Source organism: Chryseobacterium gilvum (assembly GCF_025628965.1).
Taxonomy (GTDB): domain Bacteria; phylum Bacteroidota; class Bacteroidia; order Flavobacteriales; family Weeksellaceae; genus Chryseobacterium; species Chryseobacterium gilvum.
On record NZ_JAOTEN010000001.1, the window covers coordinates 47,174 to 72,885 of the forward strand.

Annotated in this window: 23 protein-coding genes; 11 read left to right on the forward strand and 12 right to left on the reverse strand. The window is 36.6% G+C overall.

What is annotated here, in order from left to right:
• Positions 1-4: 4 nt before the first annotated feature.
• Entirely contained in the window at positions 5-1,546 is a 1,542-nt protein-coding gene (locus N0B16_RS00245; RefSeq protein ID WP_262988718.1) for a serine hydrolase, read from the forward strand.
• 377 nt (positions 1,547-1,923) lie between these two features.
• Here the strand turns inward: N0B16_RS00245 and N0B16_RS00250 are convergent, their stop codons facing one another.
• The gene (locus N0B16_RS00250; protein WP_262988719.1) at positions 1,924-2,406 is read right to left on the reverse strand and encodes a SixA phosphatase family protein; all 483 of its coding nucleotides are present in this window, start codon (positions 2,404-2,406) and stop codon (positions 1,924-1,926) included.
• A gap of 113 nt (positions 2,407-2,519) precedes the next feature.
• Between N0B16_RS00250 and ruvX the strand changes: the two genes are divergently transcribed.
• The 5 genes from ruvX to N0B16_RS00275 all read left to right on the forward strand — a co-directional run bounded on the left by ruvX (position 2,520) and on the right by N0B16_RS00275 (position 5,880).
• Positions 2,520-2,936 carry a Holliday junction resolvase RuvX gene (gene ruvX / locus N0B16_RS00255; RefSeq protein ID WP_262988720.1) on the forward strand — a complete coding sequence of 139 codons (417 nt, stop codon included), beginning with the start codon at positions 2,520-2,522 and terminating at the stop codon, positions 2,934-2,936.
• On the forward strand, positions 2,933-3,505 hold the full coding sequence (gene def / locus N0B16_RS00260; protein ID WP_262988721.1) for a peptide deformylase: 573 nt from the start codon (positions 2,933-2,935) through the stop codon (positions 3,503-3,505). Before ruvX ends, def begins: the two co-directional genes overlap by 4 nt.
• 68 nt (positions 3,506-3,573) lie before the next feature.
• Positions 3,574-4,137, forward strand: a complete 564-nt coding sequence (locus tag N0B16_RS00265) for a DUF5606 family protein (RefSeq protein WP_262988722.1) — start codon at positions 3,574-3,576, stop codon at positions 4,135-4,137.
• Positions 4,138-4,222: 85 nt separating this feature from the next.
• Entirely contained in the window at positions 4,223-4,999 is a 777-nt protein-coding gene (gene mazG, locus N0B16_RS00270; protein ID WP_262988723.1) for a nucleoside triphosphate pyrophosphohydrolase, read from the forward strand.
• Positions 4,996-5,880 carry a hypothetical protein gene (locus N0B16_RS00275; RefSeq protein ID WP_262988724.1) on the forward strand — a complete coding sequence of 295 codons (885 nt, stop codon included), beginning with the start codon at positions 4,996-4,998 and terminating at the stop codon, positions 5,878-5,880. Before mazG ends, N0B16_RS00275 begins: the two co-directional genes overlap by 4 nt.
• A gap of 72 nt (positions 5,881-5,952) precedes the next feature.
• On the opposite strand, the gene N0B16_RS00280 is transcribed toward N0B16_RS00275, so the two are convergent.
• Positions 5,953-9,666, reverse strand: coding sequence for a metallophosphoesterase (locus N0B16_RS00280; RefSeq protein ID WP_262988725.1), 3,714 nt, complete (start codon positions 9,664-9,666; stop codon positions 5,953-5,955).
• A 25-nt stretch (positions 9,667-9,691) separates the two neighbouring features.
• Between N0B16_RS00280 and N0B16_RS00285 the strand changes: the two genes are divergently transcribed.
• Complete coding sequence (locus tag N0B16_RS00285; protein ID WP_262988726.1) at positions 9,692-10,867, forward strand: Pycsar system effector family protein; 1,176 nt, start codon at positions 9,692-9,694, stop codon at positions 10,865-10,867.
• Here N0B16_RS00285 and N0B16_RS14125 read toward each other — a convergent pair.
• Complete coding sequence (locus N0B16_RS14125; RefSeq protein ID WP_368407536.1) at positions 10,766-11,092, reverse strand: helix-turn-helix domain-containing protein; 327 nt, start codon at positions 11,090-11,092, stop codon at positions 10,766-10,768. The genes N0B16_RS00285 and N0B16_RS14125 overlap by 102 nt on opposite strands.
• A 117-nt stretch (positions 11,093-11,209) precedes the next feature.
• On the opposite strand from N0B16_RS14125, the gene N0B16_RS00290 reads away from it, so the two are divergent.
• The 4 genes from N0B16_RS00290 (at position 11,210) to N0B16_RS00305 (ending at position 14,746) form a co-directional block, all read left to right on the forward strand.
• Positions 11,210-12,742 (forward strand): hypothetical protein, encoded by a 1,533-nt coding sequence (locus tag N0B16_RS00290; RefSeq protein WP_262988727.1) that lies wholly within the window; start codon positions 11,210-11,212, stop codon positions 12,740-12,742.
• A 10-nt stretch (positions 12,743-12,752) separates the two neighbouring features.
• Entirely contained in the window at positions 12,753-13,334 is a 582-nt protein-coding gene (locus tag N0B16_RS00295) for a DUF6705 family protein (protein WP_262988728.1), read from the forward strand.
• Positions 13,334-14,026 (forward strand): hypothetical protein, encoded by a 693-nt coding sequence (locus N0B16_RS00300; protein WP_262988729.1) that lies wholly within the window; start codon positions 13,334-13,336, stop codon positions 14,024-14,026. Before N0B16_RS00295 ends, N0B16_RS00300 begins: the two co-directional genes overlap by 1 nt.
• A 267-nt stretch (positions 14,027-14,293) precedes the next feature.
• Positions 14,294-14,746 carry a hypothetical protein gene (locus N0B16_RS00305; protein WP_262988730.1) on the forward strand — a complete coding sequence of 151 codons (453 nt, stop codon included), beginning with the start codon at positions 14,294-14,296 and terminating at the stop codon, positions 14,744-14,746.
• Between the two features lie 60 nt (positions 14,747-14,806).
• Here N0B16_RS00305 and N0B16_RS00310 read toward each other — a convergent pair whose 3' ends face one another.
• The 9 genes from N0B16_RS00310 to N0B16_RS00350 form a co-directional block, all read right to left on the reverse strand.
• Positions 14,807-17,110, reverse strand: coding sequence for a GAF domain-containing protein (locus N0B16_RS00310; RefSeq protein ID WP_262988731.1), 2,304 nt, complete (start codon positions 17,108-17,110; stop codon positions 14,807-14,809).
• A gap of 76 nt (positions 17,111-17,186) precedes the next feature.
• Positions 17,187-18,572, reverse strand: a complete 1,386-nt coding sequence (locus N0B16_RS00315) for an NADH-quinone oxidoreductase subunit N (RefSeq protein ID WP_262988732.1) — start codon at positions 18,570-18,572, stop codon at positions 17,187-17,189.
• A 106-nt stretch (positions 18,573-18,678) separates the two neighbouring features.
• Positions 18,679-20,163, reverse strand: a complete 1,485-nt coding sequence (locus N0B16_RS00320) for a complex I subunit 4 family protein (RefSeq protein ID WP_438265263.1) — start codon at positions 20,161-20,163, stop codon at positions 18,679-18,681.
• A gap of 8 nt (positions 20,164-20,171) precedes the next feature.
• Complete coding sequence (gene nuoL, locus N0B16_RS00325; RefSeq protein ID WP_262988734.1) at positions 20,172-22,085, reverse strand: NADH-quinone oxidoreductase subunit L; 1,914 nt, start codon at positions 22,083-22,085, stop codon at positions 20,172-20,174.
• Positions 22,086-22,088: 3 nt separating this feature from the next.
• Positions 22,089-22,418, reverse strand: a complete 330-nt coding sequence (gene nuoK, locus N0B16_RS00330) for an NADH-quinone oxidoreductase subunit NuoK (protein WP_262988735.1) — start codon at positions 22,416-22,418, stop codon at positions 22,089-22,091.
• A 3-nt stretch (positions 22,419-22,421) separates the two neighbouring features.
• The gene (locus tag N0B16_RS00335; RefSeq protein ID WP_262988736.1) at positions 22,422-22,919 is read right to left on the reverse strand and encodes an NADH-quinone oxidoreductase subunit J family protein; all 498 of its coding nucleotides are present in this window, start codon (positions 22,917-22,919) and stop codon (positions 22,422-22,424) included.
• Entirely contained in the window at positions 22,919-23,476 is a 558-nt protein-coding gene (locus N0B16_RS00340; RefSeq protein ID WP_144283610.1) for a NuoI/complex I 23 kDa subunit family protein, read from the reverse strand. Before N0B16_RS00340 ends, N0B16_RS00335 begins: the two co-directional genes overlap by 1 nt.
• 63 nt (positions 23,477-23,539) lie before the next feature.
• Positions 23,540-24,601 (reverse strand): NADH-quinone oxidoreductase subunit NuoH, encoded by a 1,062-nt coding sequence (gene nuoH / locus N0B16_RS00345; RefSeq protein ID WP_262988737.1) that lies wholly within the window; start codon positions 24,599-24,601, stop codon positions 23,540-23,542.
• Between the two features lie 88 nt (positions 24,602-24,689).
• Entirely contained in the window at positions 24,690-25,688 is a 999-nt protein-coding gene (locus N0B16_RS00350; RefSeq protein WP_262988738.1) for an NADH-quinone oxidoreductase subunit G, read from the reverse strand.
• Positions 25,689-25,712: the final 24 nt, after the last annotated feature.

A 25,712-nucleotide genomic window follows, 5' to 3' on the forward strand; every position in this document is an offset into this window, starting at 1 on the left:
AAAAATGAAGCAAAAGCTATCTCTATTTTTTATTCTTATCTCTTTTATCACTTTCGCTCAGGTCGAAGAAAAAAAACTGGATGAATTGATCCAGAATACGTTAAAAACTTTTGATGTTCCCGGAATGTCTGTGGGAATCATCAAAGACGGTAAAATTATATATTCTAAAGGATTCGGGGTGCGCTCTCTAACCACGAAACAACCGATGGATGATACTACTTTGGTAGGAATTGCTTCGAATTCAAAAGGTTTCACCTGCACTGCCTTGGCTATTTTAGCAGATGAAGGCAAACTGAGCTGGGATGATAAAGTTTCAAAATATATCCCCGAGTTTCAAATGTATGATCCGTATGTTTCTCAAAATGTTACGATTAAAGATTTGGTTACACACAGAGCCGGTTTGGGTTTAGGACAGGGAGATTTAATGTTTTTTCCGGAAGGCGGAAATCTTTCGGTGAACGATATTGTTCATCATGTACGGTACTTAAAGCCTGAAAATCCTTTCAGAACTACATTAGACTATAATAATATCATGTTTATCGTGGCCGGAGAAGTGATCCACAGAGTTTCGGGAGTAAGCTGGGCAGAATTTATCGAGCAGAGAATTATGAAGCCAGTCGGGATGAATTCAAGTTTCGGAAGCTATACCAGAGCCAAAGCCGTGAGCAATAAAATTGACGCTCATGCTCCTGTAGACGGAAAAGCTATTGCTGTTCCCCACGATTGGAGTGAAATAGGAAATGCAGCGGGAGGTATTATGAGCAATATCAAAGATATGACTACTTGGGCAGAATTCCTCTTAAATGGTTTTACCACTAAAGACGGAAAAAAGCTGGTTTCCGATAAACAGATTCAGCAGCTCTGGAGCTTGCAGATTCCAAGTCCTGTTGCGATGAAAAATCCTTATGACACCAGCTTTTACGGATACGGAATGGGCTGGTTTTTAAGCGATGTGAAAGGGCATAAGCAAATTCAACATACCGGAGGTTTGATCGGTACAGTGACGCAGTTTACGCTGATTCCGGATATGAAACTGGGAATTGTTGTTTTAACCAATCAGCAGTCAGGAGCCGCCTTTAACACCATTACCAATACGGTAAAAGATTCTTATCTGGGCATTGCTGACAGAAACTGGCTGAAAACATACGGTGACCGAATGGAAAAAATGGAAGAAGGATTCAACAAGCAGAAAAAAGAAGCGTTTGCAAAATCTGAAGCTTTTAAAAAAGATAAAAACCTGCAGCCAAAACCGGAACAGTTTGTCGGAAAATACAATGATATTTGGTTTGGGGATGTAGAAATCATGCAGCAGGGAAACATGTACAGAATTTCATGTCAAAATTCTCCAAGGCTGAAAGGCGAATTGCTGCCTTATTCATACAATTCTTTCATTGTAAAATGGGATGACAGAAGCTATGATGCCGATGCGTATATGATCTTCGAGTATGATGAAAACGGAAAAGCGGTATCTGCAAAAATGAAACCTGTTTCAGATGTTACGGATTTCAGCTTTGATTTTGATGATCTGGATTTGAAAAGGAAATAACTTTCTTAGTTTACAATGATTATAGAAACGGACTTTAGTCCGTTTTTTTTATTATGCACTTCAACAGGCTTTAGCCAAAACCTGTGAAAGCATCAGTCAGCAAAGAACATGGTTAAAAAGCAGACTATCTGTATACACAAACTCAAAATAGGTACAGATGCTGATTTAAATTTATTTTTAATTAAAATATATAGGTTAAAAGAGAAAATGAAAACGGTTGCTATAATGATTGGAATAGTCAGAATCTCGGCAAAAACATTTACAAGATTAATTTTTTCCATATTAGAAGAATAGTATACCAAAAACAAAATATATCCTAAACAGACGAAGCTCGCAATGAGAATAGAATGGTTGATTTTGTTTTTCATAATACAATTTTACAGCTGAATTTTATTCGGTTCGTAAAAAAACAGCAGCTTTTTATTGGCACTATCAAACTCAGACCACGATTTGCAGTCTATTTCAAAGCCCGCCACACCGCAGGTGGGAAAATGAAAAATATCGTCTGAAATAGAATTCGCAAAATTAGAAATCCCGTTATTGTGAGAAAAAAATGCCACCGAATCTACCTCATCTTTCAGATCATAAATAACCGACTGAAAATTGTTTTCAGATGGATTATACAGCTTTTCGTCAGTAATATAATTAATCTGATACGTCTGATTAAAAATTTTACAGGTATTCAATGCTCGCACAGCCGGGCTGGAAACCAGATAATCAATCGCTACATTACTGGTTTTTAAAAATGTAGACATCTTCAATGCATCCTGTAACCCTTTGTCTGCCAAAGGTCTGTCAAAATCTTCGGTTTCTTCGGGCCAATCGCTTTTTGCATGTCTCACCAGGATAAGTCTCTTCATAGTTTTGAGTTTGGAAAATTAAAATTATAAAAAAAAATGTGGAAAAAAACAACATTTATAAAAAAAATTACGTTGCAGATAAAATCATTAAAATTTCTTAAATTTGCAGACTTATGGGACAAATCCTTGCAGTTGACTACGGAAAAGTGCGTTGTGGCCTTGCAGCGACGGATGATATGCAGATTATCGCAAGCGGACTTCCCACTGTAGAAACGAAAGTTTTCCCGGTATTTTTAAAAAAGTATTTCAGTGAAAATAACGTTGAAGCTATTGTCGTAGGATTACCTACCGATTTAAGAGGGAACCTTTCTGAGGTAGAAACAGATATTCTGAAATTTATCGAAGAGTTCAAAAAAGAATTCCCGGAGGTTCAGGTTCACCGTTTGGATGAAAGATTTACATCAAAAATGGCTTCGTTTTTTATCTCTCAAAGCGGGAAAAGTAAAAAACAGAGACAGGATAAAGGGTTAATAGATAAAGTGAGCGCAACCATCATATTGCAGAATTTTTTAGAACAAAGAACAAGATGATTTTACCAATAAGAGCTTTTGGAGATCCTGTTTTGAGAAAAGTAGGAAAAGACATAGAAAAAGAGTATCCCGGTTTACAGGAGCTGATTGATAATATGTTTGAAACCATGTACAGCGCCAACGGAATAGGTTTGGCGGCTCCTCAGATTGGGTTAGACATCCGTTTATTTATCGTAGATGTGAGCCCTTTGGCAGATGATGAAGATTATGAAGACATTGCTGAAGAACTGAAAGATTTTAAAAAAGTTTTTATCAATGCACAGATTCTTGAAGAATCCGGGGAAGAGTGGAAATTCAATGAAGGCTGTCTTTCGATTCCGGACGTAAGAGAAGATGTAAAAAGAAAAAGTGATATCGTTATAGAATATTATGACGAAAATTTTGTGAAGCATACAGAAACTTTTTCCGATATTAGAGCCCGCGTAATTCAGCATGAATATGATCATATTGAAGGAACACTGTTTACCGATCATTTAAGCTCTTTAAAGAAAAAGCTGGTCAAAGGTAAATTGGTAAAGATTTCTCAGGGCGATGTTGCGATCAACTATAAAATGAGATTTCCAAAATAATAAATACATAAATCATAATAACACATTTTGCGCAGGCAGAGTGTTCAATTTTAAAAAAAAAATAAATTATGCTGTTAGAAAAAATAATTTCAATTTCTGGAAAACCGGGACTTTTCAAATTAGTTTCACAACTGAGGAATGGGTTCATCATTGAAGATGTAACGACAAAAAAGAAAGTAAGCATTGGTAACTCAAGCCAGGTAAGCCTTCTTGATAATATTGCCATGTTTACCTTTGAAAAAGAAGTTCCTTTGTTTGAGGTTTTTGAAAACATTGCCAAAAATTACGATTATAAGGAAACCATTTCTCACAAATCTACGGAAGAGGAGCTGAAAAACTTTATGAGCGCATCTCTTCCCAATTATGATACAGAAAGAGTATATTATTCTGATATTAAAAAACTGGCTCAATGGTACAATATTCTGCATAAGGCAGGATATATTACTCCGGAAAGCTTTGTAAAAGCAGAACCGGAAACTACAGATTCTGCTAATGAAGAAGCCGATATCACCGCTGAAAAAGAAGCGCCTAAAAAAGCGGCTCCGAAAGCAGATAAGCCGGCTACTCCGAAAGTAAAAGCATCTACCGGCGCGAAAGCGGCCACAAAAAGCACGCACAGAAAAATGGGATAAATATCCTTAACGATACAATTTTCAATAACTTTGTCATTTCATTTGGCAAAGTTTTTTGTTTAAATAAATCAGTCGATCACTTATCATGAATACCAAACAAGAAAAACTTGAAGCTTTCGGAAGGCTTTTGGATATTATGGATGATCTGCGGGAAAAATGTCCGTGGGATCAGAAACAGACCTTACAAACCCTGCGTCATCTAACGTTGGAAGAAACATACGAGCTTTCGGATGCTTTGCTGCAGGAAGATTTAACTGAAATTAAAAAAGAATTGGGCGATGTGCTTCTTCACCTGGTTTTTTATGCAAAAATAGGGTCTGAAAAAGGAAGTTTTGATATCGCAGATGTGATTAATTCGCTCAACGAGAAACTTATTTTCCGTCATCCTCATATTTATGGCGATGTTGAGGTAAAAGATGAAGAAGAAGTCAAGCAAAACTGGGAAAAACTTAAACTGAAAGAAGGCAATATCTCTATTTTGGGTGGAGTTCCGAAAGGATTGCCAAGTTTGGTAAAAGCCTACAGAATTCAGGATAAAGTAAAAGGAATCGGTTTTGAGTTCCATGATGCAGAAGACGCATGGAAAAAAGTGGATGAAGAAATTCAGGAATTTCATGCTGAAACCGATCTTGATAAGAAAGAGCAGGAGTTGGGCGACGTATTTTTTTCGCTGATAAATTATGCCAGAATTTCAGGTTTAAATCCCGATTCGGCATTAGAAAGAACCAATCTGAAATTTATTTCCAGATTTCAGACCATGGAAAAAATCGCCTCCAATAAAAATGTAAAACTCGAAGACCTGTCATTAGAAGAAATGGATGTGCTTTGGGAACAAGCCAAAACAGTAAACAAAAACTCATGAAAACACCAATGATTTGCGTGATAACCTCACTTTTGCTGATTAACTGCAATCCGAAAACCAAAAACGAACAGGTAACAAATAATCCCTTAAAAGTTGAATTTTCTCTTCCAAAAAAACTGAAAGAAGTTTCAGGAATTGCGTTATCCCAAGATCAGAAAACAATCTGGGCTATTGAAGACCAGGGAAATAAAAATGTAGTTTACGGATTAGACCGTTCCGGGAAACTCATCACTGAGGCCTTGGTGGAAAATACCCAAAATACAGATTGGGAAGATATTACAAAAGATACGGCAGGAAATATATACATCGGGGATTTCGGGAATAATGATAATGACCGGCAAAATCTTTCTATTCTTAAGCTTGATCTTAAAAATGGTGCTCAGAACACTACAAAAGTAACTCAGACTACCACATTCCATTATGAAGGCCAAACTGAGTTTCCTCCAAAAAAATCAAACTGGTTGTATGATAGCGAAGCTTTTGTAGAAAAAGAAGGTAATTTTTATCTTTTCACCAAAAACAGGAGCAAAGGTTTTGACGGGACTTTTCTCGTTTTTCAGATTCCTAATAAAGAAGGCGATTTTGAGGCAAAATTGGTTGGGAAATTAAAGCTTGAAGGCGGTTATAATGATGCTGCGATCACTTCCGCATCTATAAATTCTAAAAATCAGGTTGTTTTGCTTACCCACAAAAATATTCATCTGCTTTCTGGCTTTACGGCAGACAATTTTAATACCGCTAAAATTCAGAAAATATCTTTAAATCACAATTCCCAAAAGGAAGCGGTAGTTTTTGCGGATGATCAAACTGTGCTTATTGCCGATGAGAAAGACAAGGATACAGGCGGAAAAATTTATTTGTTTACTATAGATTCTAAATAGTTACCTTTCAGAACCCTTCCAGCGTTTCAAACGCTGGAAGGGTTGTTTGTAGATTTATCTGTGAATTTTCGCTTAAAAATTCATCCCGATACCGCCGGAAATTCTTCCGCCGTCTTCACCGGTAAAGTAAGATAATTTTGCAGAAAACGTTTCAAGGATATTCAGCCATAATCCGGCTCCAACCCCTTGATGCCATTTATCTGATATTTCGTTGTCTTTCCAGACTCTTCCCACGTCGTAACCCACCAGAATTCCCATATTGGTTGGGGCAATATTGTTTTTAATTCTTCCGAAATTCCAACGGATCTCAGAATTATTGGCGAAATAGGATTTTCCGGCAAATCGCTCGTTTCGATAGGCACGCATGGCGTTATTCCCTCCAATAGCTGCAGCCTGATAAAATTCAAAATTATTATTGTTAATGATCATGGTATTGCTGGAATTGGCAAAAACAAATCTTCCTTTTTTATCAATTCGGTGAAACAGGTTTAAAGTCCCTTCAAATGCTGCAAAATTCTGTTTAATTTCAGAAATATTGGCTTTCCATCCTGCATTTAATGCTAATTCTAAACCTAAAATAGGAAATGCGTTCTGATCAAAATTTTTAAAACTGAAGGTGTAATTTCCCCCTGCAAATTGCTGTCCGTTAAAAACTTCAGGATTCACATCCGGCGAAACAGCAATAAAACGGTCTTCATTTCTCTGTACCTTAGAATGCTCAAAACTCAACTGAAACTGATGTTTTAAATTCAGCCAGCTGGTTGTGGAAATGGAGGGTGCAAATTTGATCTGAGAAATTCTCACTCGGTTGTAGTCTTTTTCTACAACGTCTTTATCATATACGGTTTCGTTTCCTAACCCGAAAAAGGTTCTTGCAAAAAACGGGGTAGTGTAAGAAGCGTCAATTCCGGCATCCCAGTTTCCGATCGCTTTTTTAAAAATCCCTTTATACCCAAGATTAAATCCACCGGTTGCCGTATACAGATTGGCTCTTAAACTGTGCTTCTGGGTGTAAGGATCGCGGATAAAGTTATTAACCGTGTAATTGGCTACGATACCTACAATAACTCCGTCGTCGGGATTGAAATTAGCATTGGGATAGCCTGCAAAGAAATTGTATTTCGGGTGTTTCCAGTTGTAGGTATTAACTTCGTAATCGTTGCTAATATGTTTTGAAGCCGATCGTGCGTTATAGGTATTTTTCTGGGATTTAAAATCATAAATTTTAATCCTGCTTCCGTTGGCTACATTGTATGTGTCATGATTATAACCACCAATAAGCCGAATGTTGATCCTTGCTTTTCCCTCCCCCGAAACTTCATATACATCATCGTCTTCCAGCCCGTAAAGCCAGAGTTCTTTGGTTTTGGTATCGTTGTATGTTTTTTCGAAAACCAGCTTTTCTCCGTTATCTTTAGTAATTTCATATTGTTTTACTTCAACAGAATTTCCGTTTTTCAGAATTACAAATTTGTCCTTGTTCACCGTTCCTGTCAAAGGTACTTTTTCCTGTAGCACATCAAAATACCGCATTGCATACTCTTCGAGCTTTTCTTTTCTTAGTTTAAGCTTTCTCTGAATATCGGTGATGGTCTCATCTTTTACTTCTTTTGGTAAGTTGTCAAAAGCGGTGTTGATATCATTATCCGTTAAATGTTCCTGAATGTATTTTGCCTGTACAATCCAGTCTCCTTGTTCAGAATTTTTCAATAAAATTAAATCTAAGGGATAAGGTTCCATATTCATCCATCGCACACTTTTGATGTCATCTTTAAATGTTTTCATATGACGGATTGCCGGAATATTCATAATAACTTTAAAAGCCGTACCGTCAAATTTGCTGAAAGCCTGATCGCGGTCTCTGGGAATGGGTTTGTATATGATTTTGTTTCCGTTTTTATATTCTGCCCATTTCCACTGATCTTCATGTCTGTCCCAGTCTCCGATTAGCATATCAAAAATTCTCGCACGAAGGTACAGATCCTGATCTACGGAATATTTACTGTCTTTTCTCAGATTCTTTAACACATCATCGGTAGAGAGAATATCCTGCGCATTGTCTAATGAAGCCAATGTTTTAGGATCGGCAGAAAAATGTTCTTCGATCATATACAGCTCATCTCCGTAGTTTTTATTGTATATTCCTAGACCTTCTTGTTTCGGAACGTAGTATAATTCAGGATTGCTGTGGAAAAGATTGATTTTGTCTGCCATATTATTGACCGAAAATCCGGTAAATGGATGGCTTGTGGTATAAAAATCTAGTAAAAACCGGTCCGGAAACGTATTGTTGAGCTCATTTCCAAACGTATTTCTTTTAAAAGCCATATTGTTGAGAAAACGCACCGCACTTTTTTTCACGCCGCGCATCACAAATTCCTGTCCGTCTTTTGATTTTAGCCTGAGACTGTTTGACTGGTTTCCGCCGCCTTCCCTGAAAGGAGTGTATCCTCCGTTCAATTCAGAAATATTGGCTGTTTTTGCCTCAATCGGCATGGCGTAATATTTTCTGTAATGCTCTCCCCAAAGCCATGTGTAAAATTTCCCGGCTTTAGTCTGTTTTTCAGCATAAATAGTCGTTGTACCGATAGGAGAAAAAGTGGTTGCGTACCTGCTGTTGAGTATCTCAGGTTTATTGATGACCGAAATTTGAGTCAGCTTCCTTAATGTATTGTTTTTAGTGCTGTAAAATTCAACATCTGAGCTCAGGTTTTTTCTGAGATTTAAAACTGCAAAACCGCTTCCACCGTAAGAAAAATCAGTGGGTTTGGTAATTGTAGAGGGATCTGTTTTAGAACCGGCTCCACTGATGATCTGTTTGATATTTCTATCTTCGTGATACTGCAGGTTGTGATCGTGTCCTGAAACTAAGATCACATTTTCTTTATCCTGAATAATACTTTTGATTCTGTTGGCGAATTCTGCGTAATGTTTGTTGCTGAGATCTTCCATACTTGCACCGGAAGAGCTTCTGAGAATATTAATTAAGCTTGCAACCCCCGGAACCGGAAGCTTCCCGTGAAAGGCTGCCAAATTTGACTTTGCCGAATTAAAACCTGCATGCACCCCGGAGCTGATTACCGGGTGATGCATCGCGACTATAATTCTTTTATCCTGGTTTTTTAAAATCAGATCTTTAAATTCTGCGTAAAAATCTTCCCGTGTTTTAATATCACAGCCTTTGTTGATTCCGGGATATTTATCCCAGTTGATCAGAGCCCATTCCGAATCTATGACAATCAGTTTAATGTCTTTTGTAAGACTGATGTCTTCAATGGGGCATGAATTTTTAGGTAAGAATGCCTTTTTGTCGTTCAGATAATTCTTGACCAGTTCTTCCTGAGCTTTTAAGCCATCTACACCATGATACCAATCATGATTTCCGGGAATTACCAACGTTTTACCCTTAAAATTCCGGGTAATTGCCAATTGGTTCTCTAATTTTTCCTTTGCCAGATCGTAATCTTTATCCCCTTCTTTCGGCATTCCCAACGGATAAATATTATCACCTAAAAACAGAAGCATCGAATTTTTGTCAGCAGAATCTATTTTGTTTTTAATAAAATCTAGCGTTTGCTTTGCCCGTGGTTCATCTGCGTTTCCGGCATCGCCGACAAGAAAAATTTTGAAATCATTCTCAGCAACCGCTTCAGAATTTTTCATTTCATGTACTTTTTTTCCCTTTTGTACGTTATAGGTGGCACAGGAAAAAAGAAAGCCAGAAACGATCATGATTCTTGTACTTACGAAGAATATTTTTAAAGAATATTTTAAGGATAAATTCATACATTTACATTAAGAAAATTCAGAAATGAGCATTTTGCACAAAGCTAAAGATTATGTTGAAAACTTATTCAAAGATAAGTTATCTTCAGTATACTTTTATCATAATTTTATCCATACTACGTTTGCGGTTCAGAAAGCGGAAGAGATCATGGAACATACGGAAGTTTCTGCCGAAGACCGCGAAAAAGTGCTTCTTGCTTTATGGTTCCACGATGTAGGATTTACCGACTGTAACGCGGAAGGCCATGAAGAAAGAAGTGCGGTGATCATGAAAGAATTTTTGGCAGGAGAAAACCGTTCAGACGAATATGTTGATGTCGTTGCAAAGCTCATTCTTTCTACCGAAAAATACCATCAGCCGCAAAACCTTCTCGAAGAGATTATGAAAGATGCAGATTTCAGTCATTTTTCTAGCCCGTTTTACAGTGATTCTGCGGAAGCGCTGAGAAAAGAATGGGAATTGACAGGCGGAATGTGTTTTTCAAATACTGAATGGAATGAACTGAATATCGATTTCCTGAAAAACAAGCACCGATATTTTACAGAGTATGCCAAAGAAAACTGGGAGCCACTTAAGATGAAAAATGTAAAAAAGCTCGAAAAAAAGCTCAGTAAATCTGATAAAAAAGACAAATCCAACAAAGATGATTCTGAAAGTAAAAAAGATACAAAATCCGACCGCAGTGTAGATACGCTGTTCAGGGTAACTTTAAATAATCATACCAGATTAAGTGATATTGCAGATAGCAAGGCCAATATTTTACTTTCTGTAAATGCAATCATCATCTCGGTGTGTCTTTCGGTTTTGGTTCCGAAACTGGATACTCCCAAAAATGCACATTTAATCATTCCTACTTTTTTTCTGTTGGTTTCAAGTGTTTTGACCATCATTTTTGCCATTCTGTCTACGAAACCGAATGTGACCAAAACGAAATTTACCCAACAAGATATCACCGACCGAAAGGTGAACCTCTTATTTTTCGGTAATTTTAATCAGATGCTGTTTAATGATTTTAATGATTCGATGAAAGACCTGCTGAAAGACAGGGATTATATTTATGATTCGATGATTAAAGATCTGTATTTTCTCGGAAAGGTTTTAGACAGAAAGTACAGGCTTTTGTCGATTACCTACCAGATTTTCATGGCAGGAATTATTATTTCTGTGCTGTCTTTTGCGTATGCTTTTCTTAGTCTGTAGTATTAAAATCTTTAAAAAATCACTTATTGATATTTCTAAAGCATCTGTTGTTCTCATAAGGCTGAGAATAGATGTATTAATAATACCTCTCTCTATGCGGGTAATTTGAGATATTTCTACATCTACTAAAAATGCCAATTCTTTTTGTGTAAGATTTTTCTGCAGACATAATTCTAGGAGTCTATTTCCAATATTTTGCAATCTTATAAAATCCAAATCTCTCACAGAGTAAAATTTGGATTTTGTAATTGATTAAAAGTAAGCAGATTTGCCCACTTTTATTTTAACTTTTATCCTTACGTTTGTAAAAAATTTATATCTTTAACTTTTTAAACAACACAAATGAAAAAAAAATTAATACCCAGGCTTTGTCTGATGTTGGCAGTGATGCTGTCGCTTTGTTCCTGCAGGAACGACCTTCTTCCTGAAAATAACACCCTGCAAAATCCCAACGCTTCCAGATTCAGGATGGTCAAGCTGAAAGATATCCCGAATATTGAACAATTCATCCATCAGCAATCCGAAAGAGCAGATCTTCAGGTGCCTCTGAGTGAAGCTTCCCTTACCGGGAAAGATCTTACCGTAGGTGTTATAGAGATTTCCACTATTGTAGAAACAGTGAATGAAGGTGAAACATATTACGTCTTCAAAATAGAGAACCTGAATTCCGGAGACGCGGTGTACAATCTGGAAGTAAAGCAAGCGGACGGAATCCCGGTAACAGCGGAAATTATTGAATACGATCCACAGGACGGAACTACCGTAGATTTCCAGCATTTTACGGGAAGCATCAGTTCATACGGTTTAGACGGAAAAGCAATTTCTACGGTGAATTATAATGACGGTTTAGGAAATTGTTCTCCTGCAACAGGAGTTCCCGGTGGGAACAATACTTCAGAAGGAGGCGGAATTAATCCTATTGATCTTCCTCCACCAAACGGAGGATGGTATAACTGGGAAGAAGGCGGAAGTAACAATAACACCGTCCCTTTCAGTAATGTTCCCGGAGACTGTACTGACATTATCCTGGACAGCCACGGCAATACACAAGGTTGGTATGACCACTGTAACAATAACTATTATCCCAATCCCAATGTTCACAAAACAACGACAACAGGAGAGATCCCTAACTTGTCGCCGGATTGTAACGGAGAAGGGGCGGGAGTGATTATTACAGATCCGGAAACGCCTTGCGAGAAAACAAAAAGCATGATAACAAATCCGGTAGTAAAGGCAAAAATTGATGAGATGAAGGATCAATCAAAATTAGCTTATTCTGATCCCAACTATGGAGAGACCGGATATAAATTTGATGCGAATGGAGTACCTACGCCAAAAATACCTGGTGGAAAGCATGATGTTGATTTGGGTGATACTGCTGGATATTCAGGAGCTTATCATAACCATACAGTGTTGGGTACAAACATGCTTTCTCCTGCGGATATTATTAAACTTTTAGATTTTTCTTTAGCACAAACCAATGGAAATATTGAAGACGGCTATTTGGGAGTGATAGGTTCTGAAGTTTGCTCAAGTTGTCCGGGAGGTTATAAATATTACCATTATATCATTAATTTTAGCGGAAATATGTCTGAACTAACTCAATATGTTTATAATAATACTTGGAATTTAGAACAATTGAAAAAAGATTTTAAAAAGAGAGATGGAATATTAGCAGATAATCCATTATATGTTGACAATTTAGGTGATGAATTAAACAGTCAAGGATTAGAGAAACTATTTTTTGATACTTTAAAAAATATGGGATTGGATGGAAAAATTAATCTTCAAAGAATAGAAAATAACGGAACAGTAAAAACTGTAACTTTAAACAGCGATGATAATACAACAACAGCAACACCATGTCCAAATTAAAATAAAAAATATGAAAACATTATATTCTAAAATTATAACAATATTCGTTTTAACAATTATTGTTTCGTGTAAAGCTCAACAGACCTATCCACTAAATACTGATTATGATAATGTACCAAACTATTCTTATTTGAAAGATTTAAATAATGAATTAATTCCATATATAGGAACTTATAAGGCGACATTTCAAGGTAATGAAATTAGTTTGTACATAACAAGTATTGAGCATAAGTTGGAAGAAAGCACAAATAAAAAATATTATCAGGATGTCCTTTCTGTGAGATATATAGTGAGAAATAATAATCAAGTTTTACAAGATACTCATAATATGTTAATCCCTGCTAATCAAATTATTCATACTATATATAGCTATAGAATAAAATCTTATAATAATTCTGTAATTTTTTATTACGGAGGTACCAATTGCGGTATAGGATGGGGAGATATATATTTAAAGAAAATTAATGCTACACAAATATCTTGGGAATATCGTCCTGATAATTCATTGATTGACAGTGCTACTTGTCCGCCAAGTACAGATAAGACCGTTTATTTGCCTGTAACGAAGGATTTAATTTTTACTAAGCAATAGTGAGAGGTTTAATAACAATTTTAGGAATATTTCTAGCATCTTCTTTTAAAGCGCAGGAAATAAAAATTCCAAATAATTTTATTGAGGATTCTATTCCAAAAGTAGAATCTAAAGAATGGTTTGCTCTGAATCATTCTAATGATTGTTATGTTGTGAAAAAAGATAGTAACAGATTGATAGTGGAAAAAACTATTTATCATGAAGAGAATTCCGAATTAGAAATCGAAGATGGCAAACTGATTGGTGAAGATAAAGGAGAATGGGGAGGAGCATTATATTTTCAACCAAAAAGAAACAAAGAAAAAACTATAGAAATAAAATTTGGAAATGTTGTCGATATATTCAAATTCCAGAACAAAATTTATTTCATTGAAGGTTCAGATATTTGGGGAAGCCTATATGAATTAAAAAGAGATTCAGTTTTTACATATAAAAAAATCGAATCCTTTGGAGATGCATTAAAAGCATTAACCATATTTAATGACATTATCTATATTGTTTCTCACCAGAGTTTTTATAAAGTAGTGAATCAAAAAGCGATAACTATTTTTCGAGAACAGTTTTGGCGAAGCCTATATCCCAATTCTGTAGTTGTATTCGATGAGGAAAATATTTTTATTGGCATGCGAGGTGGAATTGCTAAATTAAATCTTGTAAAAAATACAGTTAAATTTTATAGAGAAAAAGAATGATCGATAACTTGTATTAAATATTGATTGTTTAAAGAATAAACTCCAACTATATTTTAAGGAAATTATAAAGTATTGACAATAGTAAATGTCCATCAGGAACCGATACAACCATCTATCTTCCAGAGACAAAGGACTTAATTTTTACAAAACATTAGTGAAAAGTTTAATAAAATATTTAGGGATACTTCTTGTGTTTTCTTGTAAGGCACAAGAATATCCTTTAAATACATCGTTAGAAAATATTCCGCAAGGACATATGTTAAAGATTTGAATAATGAACTAACGCCTTATATTGGAACTTATAGAACAAGTTATCAAGGCAATGAAATTACTTTGTTTATTACTAAGCAAGAAAATAAATTAGAGAAAAGTACAGGGGAAACATATTATATGGATGCTTTAATTGTAAAATATATTGTGAAAAATTCTACAGGAACAATCTTACAAGACACACAAAGTATGAATTTAGGCGATCAGTCCTATTTTAATATTGTAAGTATGGGAACACTTCCAAGTAGAGGTTCTGTGGCTCTTTATTATGATGGTACTAACTGCGGTATAGGATGGGGAGACATATATTTAAAGAAACTTAATGCTACACAAATATCTTGGGAATATCGTCCTGATGATTCATTGATTGATAGTGCTACTTGTCCACAAAGTACAGATAAGACTGTTTATCTTCCTGTGATGAAAGATTTAATTTTTACTAAACAATAAATGACGCATCATCATTCCTAAATGTACATTATGAAATAGCAGAATATCTGCGATTTTTATTTAAGCCAAAGAAACCCTCAACGCCAGCAAACCTGTAATTCCCTGAAGATCTTCTACTTTTAGAAACTCTACATCAGCTTTTAAAACGTTTTCTTTTTGAAGCTTGTTGATATATTGTAGATATTCTTTCTGGTTTTCCATCCCAAAGTAGACGATGGTGATTTTTCCGGGACAGGTAATGCGTTCCGAAGAGTTTTTGACATGCGCTTTATCCAGCCTTTTTTTAATGATTTCGTAGTAAGAATTGTAGGCTCCGTCTACATCGAAACGTTTTTCATCCATCCGGAAACGAATGTCTATTTTTTCGTTGTATACAAAAATAAGAGAAGCAATATCTAAAGAGATGGGCAGGTTTTCTTTAAAATTATGAAACTCATGTTCCATTTTGCAGATGGTTTTCAGTTGCCAGAAACGCAGTTCCTGAACGATTTTTGAGGAATAGGGAAGTTCGGGAGAAATATTCTGCCCTATGAAAAGATTATGCTCTACTCCGTCAGATTTGAACCTTTCGTAATAATGTGGGTAAATTTCCTGCGCTTTTACCTGGTTTTCATCTAAAATATCTGCCAGTTTCCTGTTAACCAGTGTAATAGAATCGTCAAGGCTTTTTCGGTTGCTGTAAAATAGATTATTCTGGGCAAAAACTTGTGTAAAATAATTTTTAATTTTTTCCTTTAAAGTTTCCTGAGAATTGATTTCAAGTTTTCCCTGTAAAAAAGGATGAATTTCTTCTCTAAGCAATCTCTGAAAACGCTGTTCGGTGTCTGCTTTAATTTCATTATTCAGTTCATTTTCAAAAATATCCAATGCTAAAATGAATTTTTCAGATTCTGCAGGATCGAGATTGATAAAAATATCACAAAGGGTGTCAATCTGCTGATTCAGATCTTCAAGCATCAGATTATAGCGCTTTTCAGAAGAAGCGCGAATGTCTGAAAAACCAAATAATGGAGTAAGATTTTTAAACGAAATCTGCTTTAAGGTATATATTTTCTTTGATAGGTACGCGTTAAAATATTTTTCGGCTTCATTTCTGAATTTCCAGATCACACTGTTGTGGATTGTGGTATATTCACGTTGGATGATCGCCTCAATCTGATTGTTTCTTTCATACGTAAAACGGTTCAGAGAGAATATGATCATATCTGCTACAAATTCCAGTTTTTTAAGCTTTAGACCATTTAAGCTGTTGCTTTTCGGCGAGGTAAATTCCATAATGGCCAACAGTTCACTGTCTTTCATGATAGGAATGATCATAAAACTATTGATGTTATGCTCTTTCAGAATGCTGAAGGAAGCGTGTTTTTTGATATCGTCATCCAACTGATCTACATTGGAAACAACGACAGGTCTGGAGTTGTACCGTATGTTTTCAAAAGCCGTTTTTTTGGCTTCATCATCAAACGTATTGATCCAGAAATCCAGAAGATGATTGGTGAATACATTTTCATAGATCGGTAGCTTTTCGAGCCGCTGATTTTTATGGTTAAACAGCATGAGCCCGAAATTGAGTTCGGCGACATCAAAATAAGATTTAAAAATTTCTTTCAGGTTTTCATCAGGAAATAAATTCTGCGGATCAACCTGAATCAGGGTTGATTTCAAATCTGATAATGCTACTTCTTCCGTACAGTCAATTAATGAGACAATTGTAAATCCTTTAAGAATCCATGAATTGGAGGGGAAATATTTTTTCCAGAGCTGGATATCATCCAGATTTTCCAGCAGCAGTTCTACAATTTCATCAGAGGGTATTTTCGCCTGATCGGTTGGGAAAACATCACTGAAATCTGAATTCACGGTGATTTTGTAATGCTTCATGATTCCCTGTTTATTGGGAATGTCATAATAGAGCGGGAGCGTCGTTTTTATATCCTGGCTGAAATAGGTTTGCAGGATGATGCAGCAACAGAAAACATAATATTCATCGTCGGTAATATTTCTGAAGTCAATCTCAAAATCGGCACCTGCATCTTTAAGAATGTTCTGAAATCTTTCGGTATAATTAAAAGTAATATTAGACAGCGGAATACTGGCCGCTTTGATCTCGTTTTTGGTAAGTCCTGCCGGAAAAAGATCTGCCAGCAAAAGCCTGATAAGGTCTTTGTGCTTCTCAAGCAGTGAAAGATCCTGAAATCCGTCTCTGAGCTCGTGAAAATTTTTAGTTTTTTCAATCAGAGATTCTGCATAGTTTGCCCGATATTCTAATCGGTCATTGTAACGGATATGCTCCAGTACATCCAAATATTTTTTGAATGAGATAAGAACCTGAAATGGACTGTCTTTTTTGTAAAGATTCGACAAAACTGAATATTGAATGGTAAAGGTATAAAAAAAGCACAACTTTTAGTTGTGCCTATATCCTGTATTTTAATGATTTTTATAACCCAAATTGTTTTGCAAATAAATCGGGGTACACTCCTAAAACCACAATAGAAACGATAATGACTACCGCAACAATATTGTACGTCATGGTTACTTTTTCAGAAGTTTTAAAAGTGGATTCTTTGAAAAAGAACATGGCTATAATGAGTCTTAAATAATATGCAATAGATATCGCTGAACCTAAAACTGCAATAATCACTAAAAATGTATTGTTATCTTTGGTCAATGCCTGCGCAAACAAAGAAAATTTACCCATAAAACCCGCTGTTAAAGGAATTCCTGCCATTGAAAGTAAAGATATTGTAGCAACGACGGCCAGTAAAGGCTCCGTTTTTGCCAAACCTTTAAACGCACCAAATGAGGTTTCTTTCTTGATTTTTTCTACCCAGATCAGACACATAAAAACGCCCACTGTTGAAAGCGAATAGGCAAATAAATAAAATGCCAATGTATAGGTAGAAAGGGTGTTCATGCCGAAAAATACCAACCCGATATATCCTGCATGGGAAATTGACGAATACGCCAACATTCTTTTGGCATTAGTCTGTGCAAGACCCATCGCATTGGCTAAGAATAGCGTGATGATGATGAATACGCCTAAAATGTTGATCCATTCTGCGGTAACTCCGGAAAACCCGATAGTCATTAATCTGAACAGGGCAAAAAATCCTGAAATTTTTACGACACTGGCCATAAAAGCTGTGATCAAAGAAGGAGACCCTGAATATACATCCGGACTCCACATATGAAACGGTGCCAAAGCTACTTTGAAAGACATAGCGCACAACATCATGATAACCCCGATAATGAGCATTATATTTTTAGGATTGTTTACGGTAAATTCCTGAATTTTGTAAAGATCAAAACTTCCGGTACTTCCGTAGATAAAAGCAATTCCAAACAATAAAAAACCTGTTGCAAACGCTCCCATTAAGAAATATTTGATAGAAGCTTCATTAGATCTTAAATCGGTCTTATTGGCTCCTGCCATCACATATAACGGTATGGAAAGAATCTCGATTCCTAAGAATAAAGTTACCAAGTTCTGAAATCCGAAAAGGATTATCCCACCACAAAGCGCAAACAGCATTAATGCATATAATTCTGACTGATGGCTTCTGTGGTTGCTGAATGCGAAACCTCCCAGAAAAAACAGCAATAATGTTGTAACCAGAGAGATTTTGGTAAACAGAGCAGTATTGGCAGTATACTCATACATCTCTCTGTATTTTTCAAAAAATGAAAACTCAGGCAGAAAGCTGATGTACAATGCAATGATTAATCCGAAAATCCCAATGTATCTTGCGAATTTCCCCTGTTCAAAAACTCCTGAAAACAAAGCAGCAACTGCAGTTAGGAAAACAATAATTAAAACACTCATAGTTTATATTTGAAATTTGAGGTTTGAAGTGTACTATTAAAAAAGGATTAACTTTCTTGCATTCTTCTTCTTATCTCTGAATTCTTTTATTCTTTAATTTTTAAACTTAATTGACCATTGAGGTATAAATAAACTTCAATGAACCGCTCACCATATCAATCACCGGCTGAGGAAAAATTCCTAAAACGATGACAAATACCGCAATACTTGCCAAAACTGAAAATTCTACCGCCGATAAATCTTTTGCTGTGCTCAATACGGCATCATCACCCTCTCCGAACATTGCTTTTCCGTAAAATCTTAACAGATACACTGCCGCAAGAATAATTGTAAGACCTGCAATAATTGCGGCCAAACCGTTAAAATCATAGACTGATTTCAGCAAAATAAATTCTCCGACAAATCCATTCGTCAACGGAACACCCATTGATCCCAATATAATAATCAAAAATAAAACGGCAAATTTAGGAGCAACTTTCGCCAAGCCCCCCATTTGTCTGATATCTCTTGATTTGAATCTTTTATATAAAATATCGGCACAGAAAAACAGTCCCGCAACGTTGATCCCGTGCGCAAATGTCTGCACTAAAGCTCCTTCAGCACCTTCAATGGTAAAAGTCCCCCGTAACGTTAAAACGGCTGATGAGAAAATACCTGCAACCATCAATCCTACGTGAGAGAAGGAAGAATACGCGATGATTCTCTTCATATCGGTCTGAACGATAGCAATTAAAGCCCCATGCACAATTCCTATGATGGCTAAAATAATTACAATTTGTCCGGAAATTCCGAAAATTGCGGTCGGTGTAATGGGAATCAAATAACGGAGTACGCCGTAGATTGCCATTTTAAGCATAATCCCCGATAATAGCATCGATCCTTGAGTAGGAGAGTACGTATACGTATCCGGTTGCCAAGTGTGGAACGGAAATACCGGGAGTTTTACCGCAAATGCAAAAAAGATAAACCAAAACACTACAATTTGCTGCGTTTCACCCAAATTTGCATTGTATAAATCGGTCAAGGCAAATGAAGCTGAATGATTGTAAACATAAATTAAACCCGCCAACATAAACAGGGACCCAACAAATGTATATACAAAGAATTTTGTGGTGAACTCGAGCCTTTTGTTTTCCTGTCCCCAAAGTGCGGCAATAAACCAGATCGGAATCAAAGTAATTTCCCAGAAAATATAAAATAACAATCCGTCTAAAGCAGTGAAAACACCTACAAGACCAAACTGCATCAGCAAAATCAGTCCGTAGAAAGAGTTTTTATAGTTTACATTTTCATTAAATGATGACAAAATAATAATCGGCATCAAAATATTAGTCAGTAGTAAAAGCAGCATACTCATTCCATCAATGCCGAAATGAAGCGTACTTTTTATAAATTGTGACCAAGGATATGTAATTTCATACTGCAGCGAACTGTCTACGGTCGGCGTAAAATCAAAATCCGAAAGTGCGTAAAAAGTAAGCAGCATCTGTATCAATGCAATTCCCAATGCCAAGTATTTGCTGGATGTATTCTTCCAGGCAAAAACCAATCCCGAACCTACAAGAGGTAAAAGTAATAATGTTAATAATATATAAGACATTATTGTAGTATAAAGTTAACAATCAGTATAATTCCCACCGCTAAAGACATGATCAGAATGTAGTTTTCTACATTTCCGTTCTGTATACGTTTCATGGATCTTCCGCTGTCTTCAGCGCCTTCGCCCACATAATCCACAACACGGTCTAAAACGCCTTTATCAAACATTTTTCCTCCACGTCCCAATCCTTCAACAGTTTTTACAATTAATGCATTGTAAAGTTCGTCTACGTATAGTTTTCTTGCAGATAGCTTTTCCCATCCCGTATAATCTTCTTCGGCAATAGCTCTTTTCTTTTTAGTGACATATGTGTTTTTAACGATAAACCATACAGAGAAAAACATCAATACCGTTGCGCCTAAAAGCATCATTTCGGTATTAAAATCTACTCCGGAAAGCGTCATTTCCATTTGTTTAAAGCTTTCTTCTGTGAGAACAGGCTTCAGCCAATCCATCAATTTAGCGTAATGGCCGTGACCGATAAAGTGAGGAAGATTGATAAAACCTCCGACTACTGAAAGGATCGCCAAAACAATCAACGGCAAAGTCATATTCAGCGGACTTTCGTGTAAATGATGTTTCTGATCTTCAGTACCCCTGAATTCTCCGTGGAAAGTCAGGTAATACAGTCTGAACATATAGGTCGCCGTAGCCGCCGCTAAAATGAATAGCATCACCCAATATATCGGGTTTTTAGCATAAGCCGCTACTAAAATTTCGTCTTTTGAAATCATTCCCGATAATAATGGGAAACCTGAAATGGCCAAAGTCCCGATCAGGAAAGTTGCGTGTGTAATGGGAATGTATTTTTTCAAACCTCCCATAAAGCGCATATCCTGCTCATTGCTCATCGCGTGAATGACAGAACCTGCTCCCAGGAATAATAAAGCTTTGAAGAAAGCGTGTGTCATTACGTGGAACATTGCCGTTGTATACGCACCTAAACCTAAAGCAATAAACATAAACCCAAGTTGTGAAACGGTAGAATAAGCCAAGACTTTTTTAATATCATTCTGGCGAAGGGCATAAAAACCTGCCAAAGCCGCGGTTAAAAATCCGATTAATAAAATACCGTCCTGAACAGTGGGTGCTAAAGTGAATAAGAAATTTGATCTTACTACTAAATAAATCCCCGCCGTTACCATCGTCGCTGCGTGAATCAAAGCAGAAACCGGAGTCGGACCGGCCATCGCGTCGGGTAACCATGTATATAAAGGAACCTGCGCAGATTTTCCGGTAGCACCGATAAATAAACTGGCTGTGATAAATATGATAATGGTTCCGTCTAATTCAAATTTTCCTGCGTTTTGTTTTACCGAAAGATAATCGATTGCGTTAGTCTGCGAAGCGATCATGAAAATACCAATCAAAAGGGCAAGGTCACCAATTCTGTTCATGATGAACGCTTTTCGTGCTGCTTTCCCATACTCTTCGTTGGTATACCAGAAACCGATGAGTAAATAAGAACACAAACCTACGCCTTCCCATCCGATGAACAGAATAAGGTAGTTGCTTCCCATCACCAACAGTAACATGGAGAAAATAAATAAATTTAAATAGGTAAAAAACTTATAAAAACCTTTGTCGTGGCTCATGTATCCGATAGAGTAGAGGTGAATCAGAGATCCTATTCCTGTAATGATCATTACCATCATTAATGAAAGCTGATCGATCTGGAAACCGAAATTAATCTGAATCCCGTTCACCCTGAACCATTCAAAAGCTTTTACGATAACCGGCTGGCTTTCAGAATCGAAATTCATAAATAAGCGTACCGCAATACAGAAAGGTATAAAAACCATTGCTGTAGCCAGGCTTCCGGTAACCATTTTTGGAAGGCTTTTCCCGAATAAACCATTAATAAGAAATCCTAAAAGGGGTAAAAGTATTATTGCATAGACTAAATTCTCCATTCTTTATCCTCTTAATTTATTAAATATACTCACATCTACAGAACGGGTATTCCGATAAAGCATCGCAATAATTGCCAATCCCACTGCTACTTCTGCAGCGGCTACCACCATAATGAAGAATACTAAAAGTTGACCGTCGCTGTTCCCGTTATAGGCTGAAAATGCAGCTAATAACAGATTTACAGAATTCAGCATAAGCTCCACACAACCTAAAATGACAATCGCATTCTTTCTCAGCAATACGCCCAATACTCCCAGACAGAATAATACTGTTGAAAGTATGATAAAGTATTCCAGAGGGATGCTTTGCATAAATGTATTTACTTCTCCCATAATTTATAAATCTTTTTTACCGATTAATACCGCACCTACAATACCTGCCAAAATCAGGATGGAAGCAAGCTCAAACGGCAAAACATATTCGTTGAATAAAAGTCTTCCCAGGTTTTTGGTAAGACCCACTCCTTTATCTACATTTTCTACCACGACATGTTTATTCTGCACTCCTCTGAAAACGCCCAAAACCCCAATTAATAAAAGTCCGGCTGTAAAAACTCCTACAAATTTTAAAGTATTGTTCTTCTTACTTTCGTCTTCCTTATTAAGATTAAGCATCATTAGAATGTATAGAAATAAAACCATAATTGCGCCTGCATATACAATGATCTGGATGATCGCCAAAAACTGGGCATTCAGAAGAATGTACATTCCCGCAATCGAAAACATAGTCACAATTAATGACAAAATAGCGTAGAGAGGGTTTCTCGCAAATACGAAATATACCGCACTGGATACTGCTAAAAACGCCACCAAGAAAAATAAAAACTGATCCATTATTTTACCGCATTTTTTTGTTTCTCGGATTGTCTTTCTGTGATATCAATCCTTTCGTTTATTTTTTCCACCAGTTTATCTTTTCCATAAATGAAAGAACCTCTGTTGGTTTCTACATCTACCAATCGGTCTGTAAGATAAATAGCAGATTTAGGGCAAGCTTCTTCACACATTCCGCAGAAAATACATCTCAGCATATTGATTTCGTATACGGATGCGTATTTTTCTTCTCTGTAAAGATGTTTTTCTTCTTTTGTTCTTTCAGCAGCAGTCATGGTAATTGCTTCCGCAGGACAAGCCACTGCGCATAGACCGCAAGCTGTACACCGTTCTCTTCCTTCTTCATCTCTTTTCAAAACATGCTGACCTCTCCAGATTTCAGTTCTCGGTTTTTGAACTTCCGGATAAGAGTACACTGCGGGTGCCCCTTTCACAACGGTTCTTACAGCATGTTTAAAAGTAATTCCCATTCCTTTAAAAATCGCCGGAAGGTAGATTTTTTCAGAAAAGGTCATTTCTTTATTAGAAACAACTTTTGATCTGTTCGTAAGTTTCATTTATTTTGTTTTTTAGGCTGAACTTTTCATCCAGCATTAAAAATATATTCTTAATTCTTTCAATTAATTTCCAAACGCTAAAATTACCGCACCTGTAATCATCAGATTAACCAAAGCCAACGGAATTAACGTTTTCCATCCTAAATGCATCAGCTGATCATATCTGAATCTTGGAAGTGTCCATCTGATCCACATAAAGATCAGGATTCCCATTATCGTTTTTGTTAAAAATGCTACAATGCTTAAGATTCCAGCTGCATTTTCTCCCCAATTCTGCGTTACCCATTCAATTCCGGGATAATTGTATCCTCCGAAGAAAAGCACCACCATAAATGCATTGGATATGAACATATTCACATATTCTCCAAACATGTACAATCCTAATTTCATAGAAGAATATTCAGTAGAATATCCTGTTACCAATTCAGATTCACATTCCGGTAAATCAAAAGGGTGGCGATTGGTTTCTGCTAAAGCCGCAACAAAGAAAATAAGAAAAGCCAAAGGCTGATACAGGATATTCCAGTTTAAACCGTCTATCTCAAAAAGCCCCCAGATTTTTCCTGAAGTCTGCGTTTCCGTAATTACTTTTAAATCTAAACTTCCTGTCATCATAATGATAGAAAGTAAAGCCAATCCCATTGCCAATTCGTAAGAAATCATCTGCGAAGAAGCACGGATTGCTCCAAGCAATGAATATTTATTGTTGGAAGCCCAACCTCCGATCATAATTCCGTATACCCCAATGGAGGCCATCCCGATGATAAATAATACCCCTACATCAATATTGGCAACCTGAAGGTCATAAGAAACGCCCCCAAAGCTTAATGTTTTCCCCCAAGGAATCACCGCTCCGGTAATCAATGAAATAAACATCACCAATGCCGGTCCCAATACAAAAAGGAATTTTTCTGCATTTTGTGGGGTAAAGTCTTCTTTAAAGAAAAATTTCCCACCATCTGCAAGAGGCTGCAATAAACCAAACGGCCCGGATCTGTTGGGTCCAATTCTGTCCTGCATAATGGCCGCTACTTTTCTTTCCGCCCAGGTAGAGTAGGCTGCTATCGTTAATGATAACAGGAAAAGTGCGAGTACAAGTATTAATTTAAATGTAAGTAAATCCATTTTATTTATAGATGTTAGATAATAGAATTTAGAAATTAGAATTACAAAAGTCTGTTATCTAATATCTGAAATCTTATATCTTATTAATTTATTTTTCGTCTTTTTCGCTGATTTCTTTTGCCAAAGGATTATCCAGCATCCTCAATTCGTCTTTAGGCTTTTCATAATGGTTTAATGAGATGACGGAATGTCTGTCGATATGTCTCGGCCCTTCAATATTCCAGTCTGATACATTTTTTCTTTCAAAACGACAGGTATCGCAGATAAATTCTTCCACCTCACCCCATTGGTCTTTTCTTGCCGTCACTCTCACAATCTCATCACCTTTCATGTAAACGGTGGCTTTTCCGGAACATTTATTACAAGAGCAAGATGCATTCATAGGTTTTGTAAACCATACTCTGCTTGCAAAACGAGCAGTCCTGTCGGTTAATGCGCCTACCGGACAAACGTCAATAATGTTTCCAATAAAATCGTTATCTAAGGCTTTATTCAAATAGGTTGAAATTTCCGCATGATCTCCTCTGAAAAGGATTCCGTGTTCTCTGGTGTCTGTAAGCTGGTTTGCGGTCAACACACATCGCGCGCAGAGAATGCAACGGTTCATATTTAGTTTGATATTCGGGCCTAAATCGTCTGCATCGTGTGTATTTCTTTCAAAATCTGTTCTTGTATCCGGATCGCCATATTCATATCCTAAATCCTGAAGATGACATTCTCCTGCCTGATCACAAACAGGGCAGTCTAAAGGATGGTTTAGCAATAAAAATTCCGTAACTGCTTTTCTTCCTTCCTGCGCTTTTTCGGAAGAAAGGTTTTTCACTTCCATTCCATCCATTACATTGGTTCTGCAGCTAGCTACAAGTTTCGGCATCGGACGCGGATCTGCTTCCGAACCTTTGGAAACTTCTACCAGACATGTTCTGCATCTTCCTCCGCTGGCTTCCAGTTTACTGTAATAGCACATTGCCGGAGGAACCGATTTTCCGCCGATTTGTCTTGCAGCTTCCAAGATAGAAGTTCCGGGCAAAACTTCTGCAGTTTGTCCGTCTATAGTTATTTTAAATTTTTTAACTTCTTCGCTCATATCATATGCTTTAAGCTTTCTGCA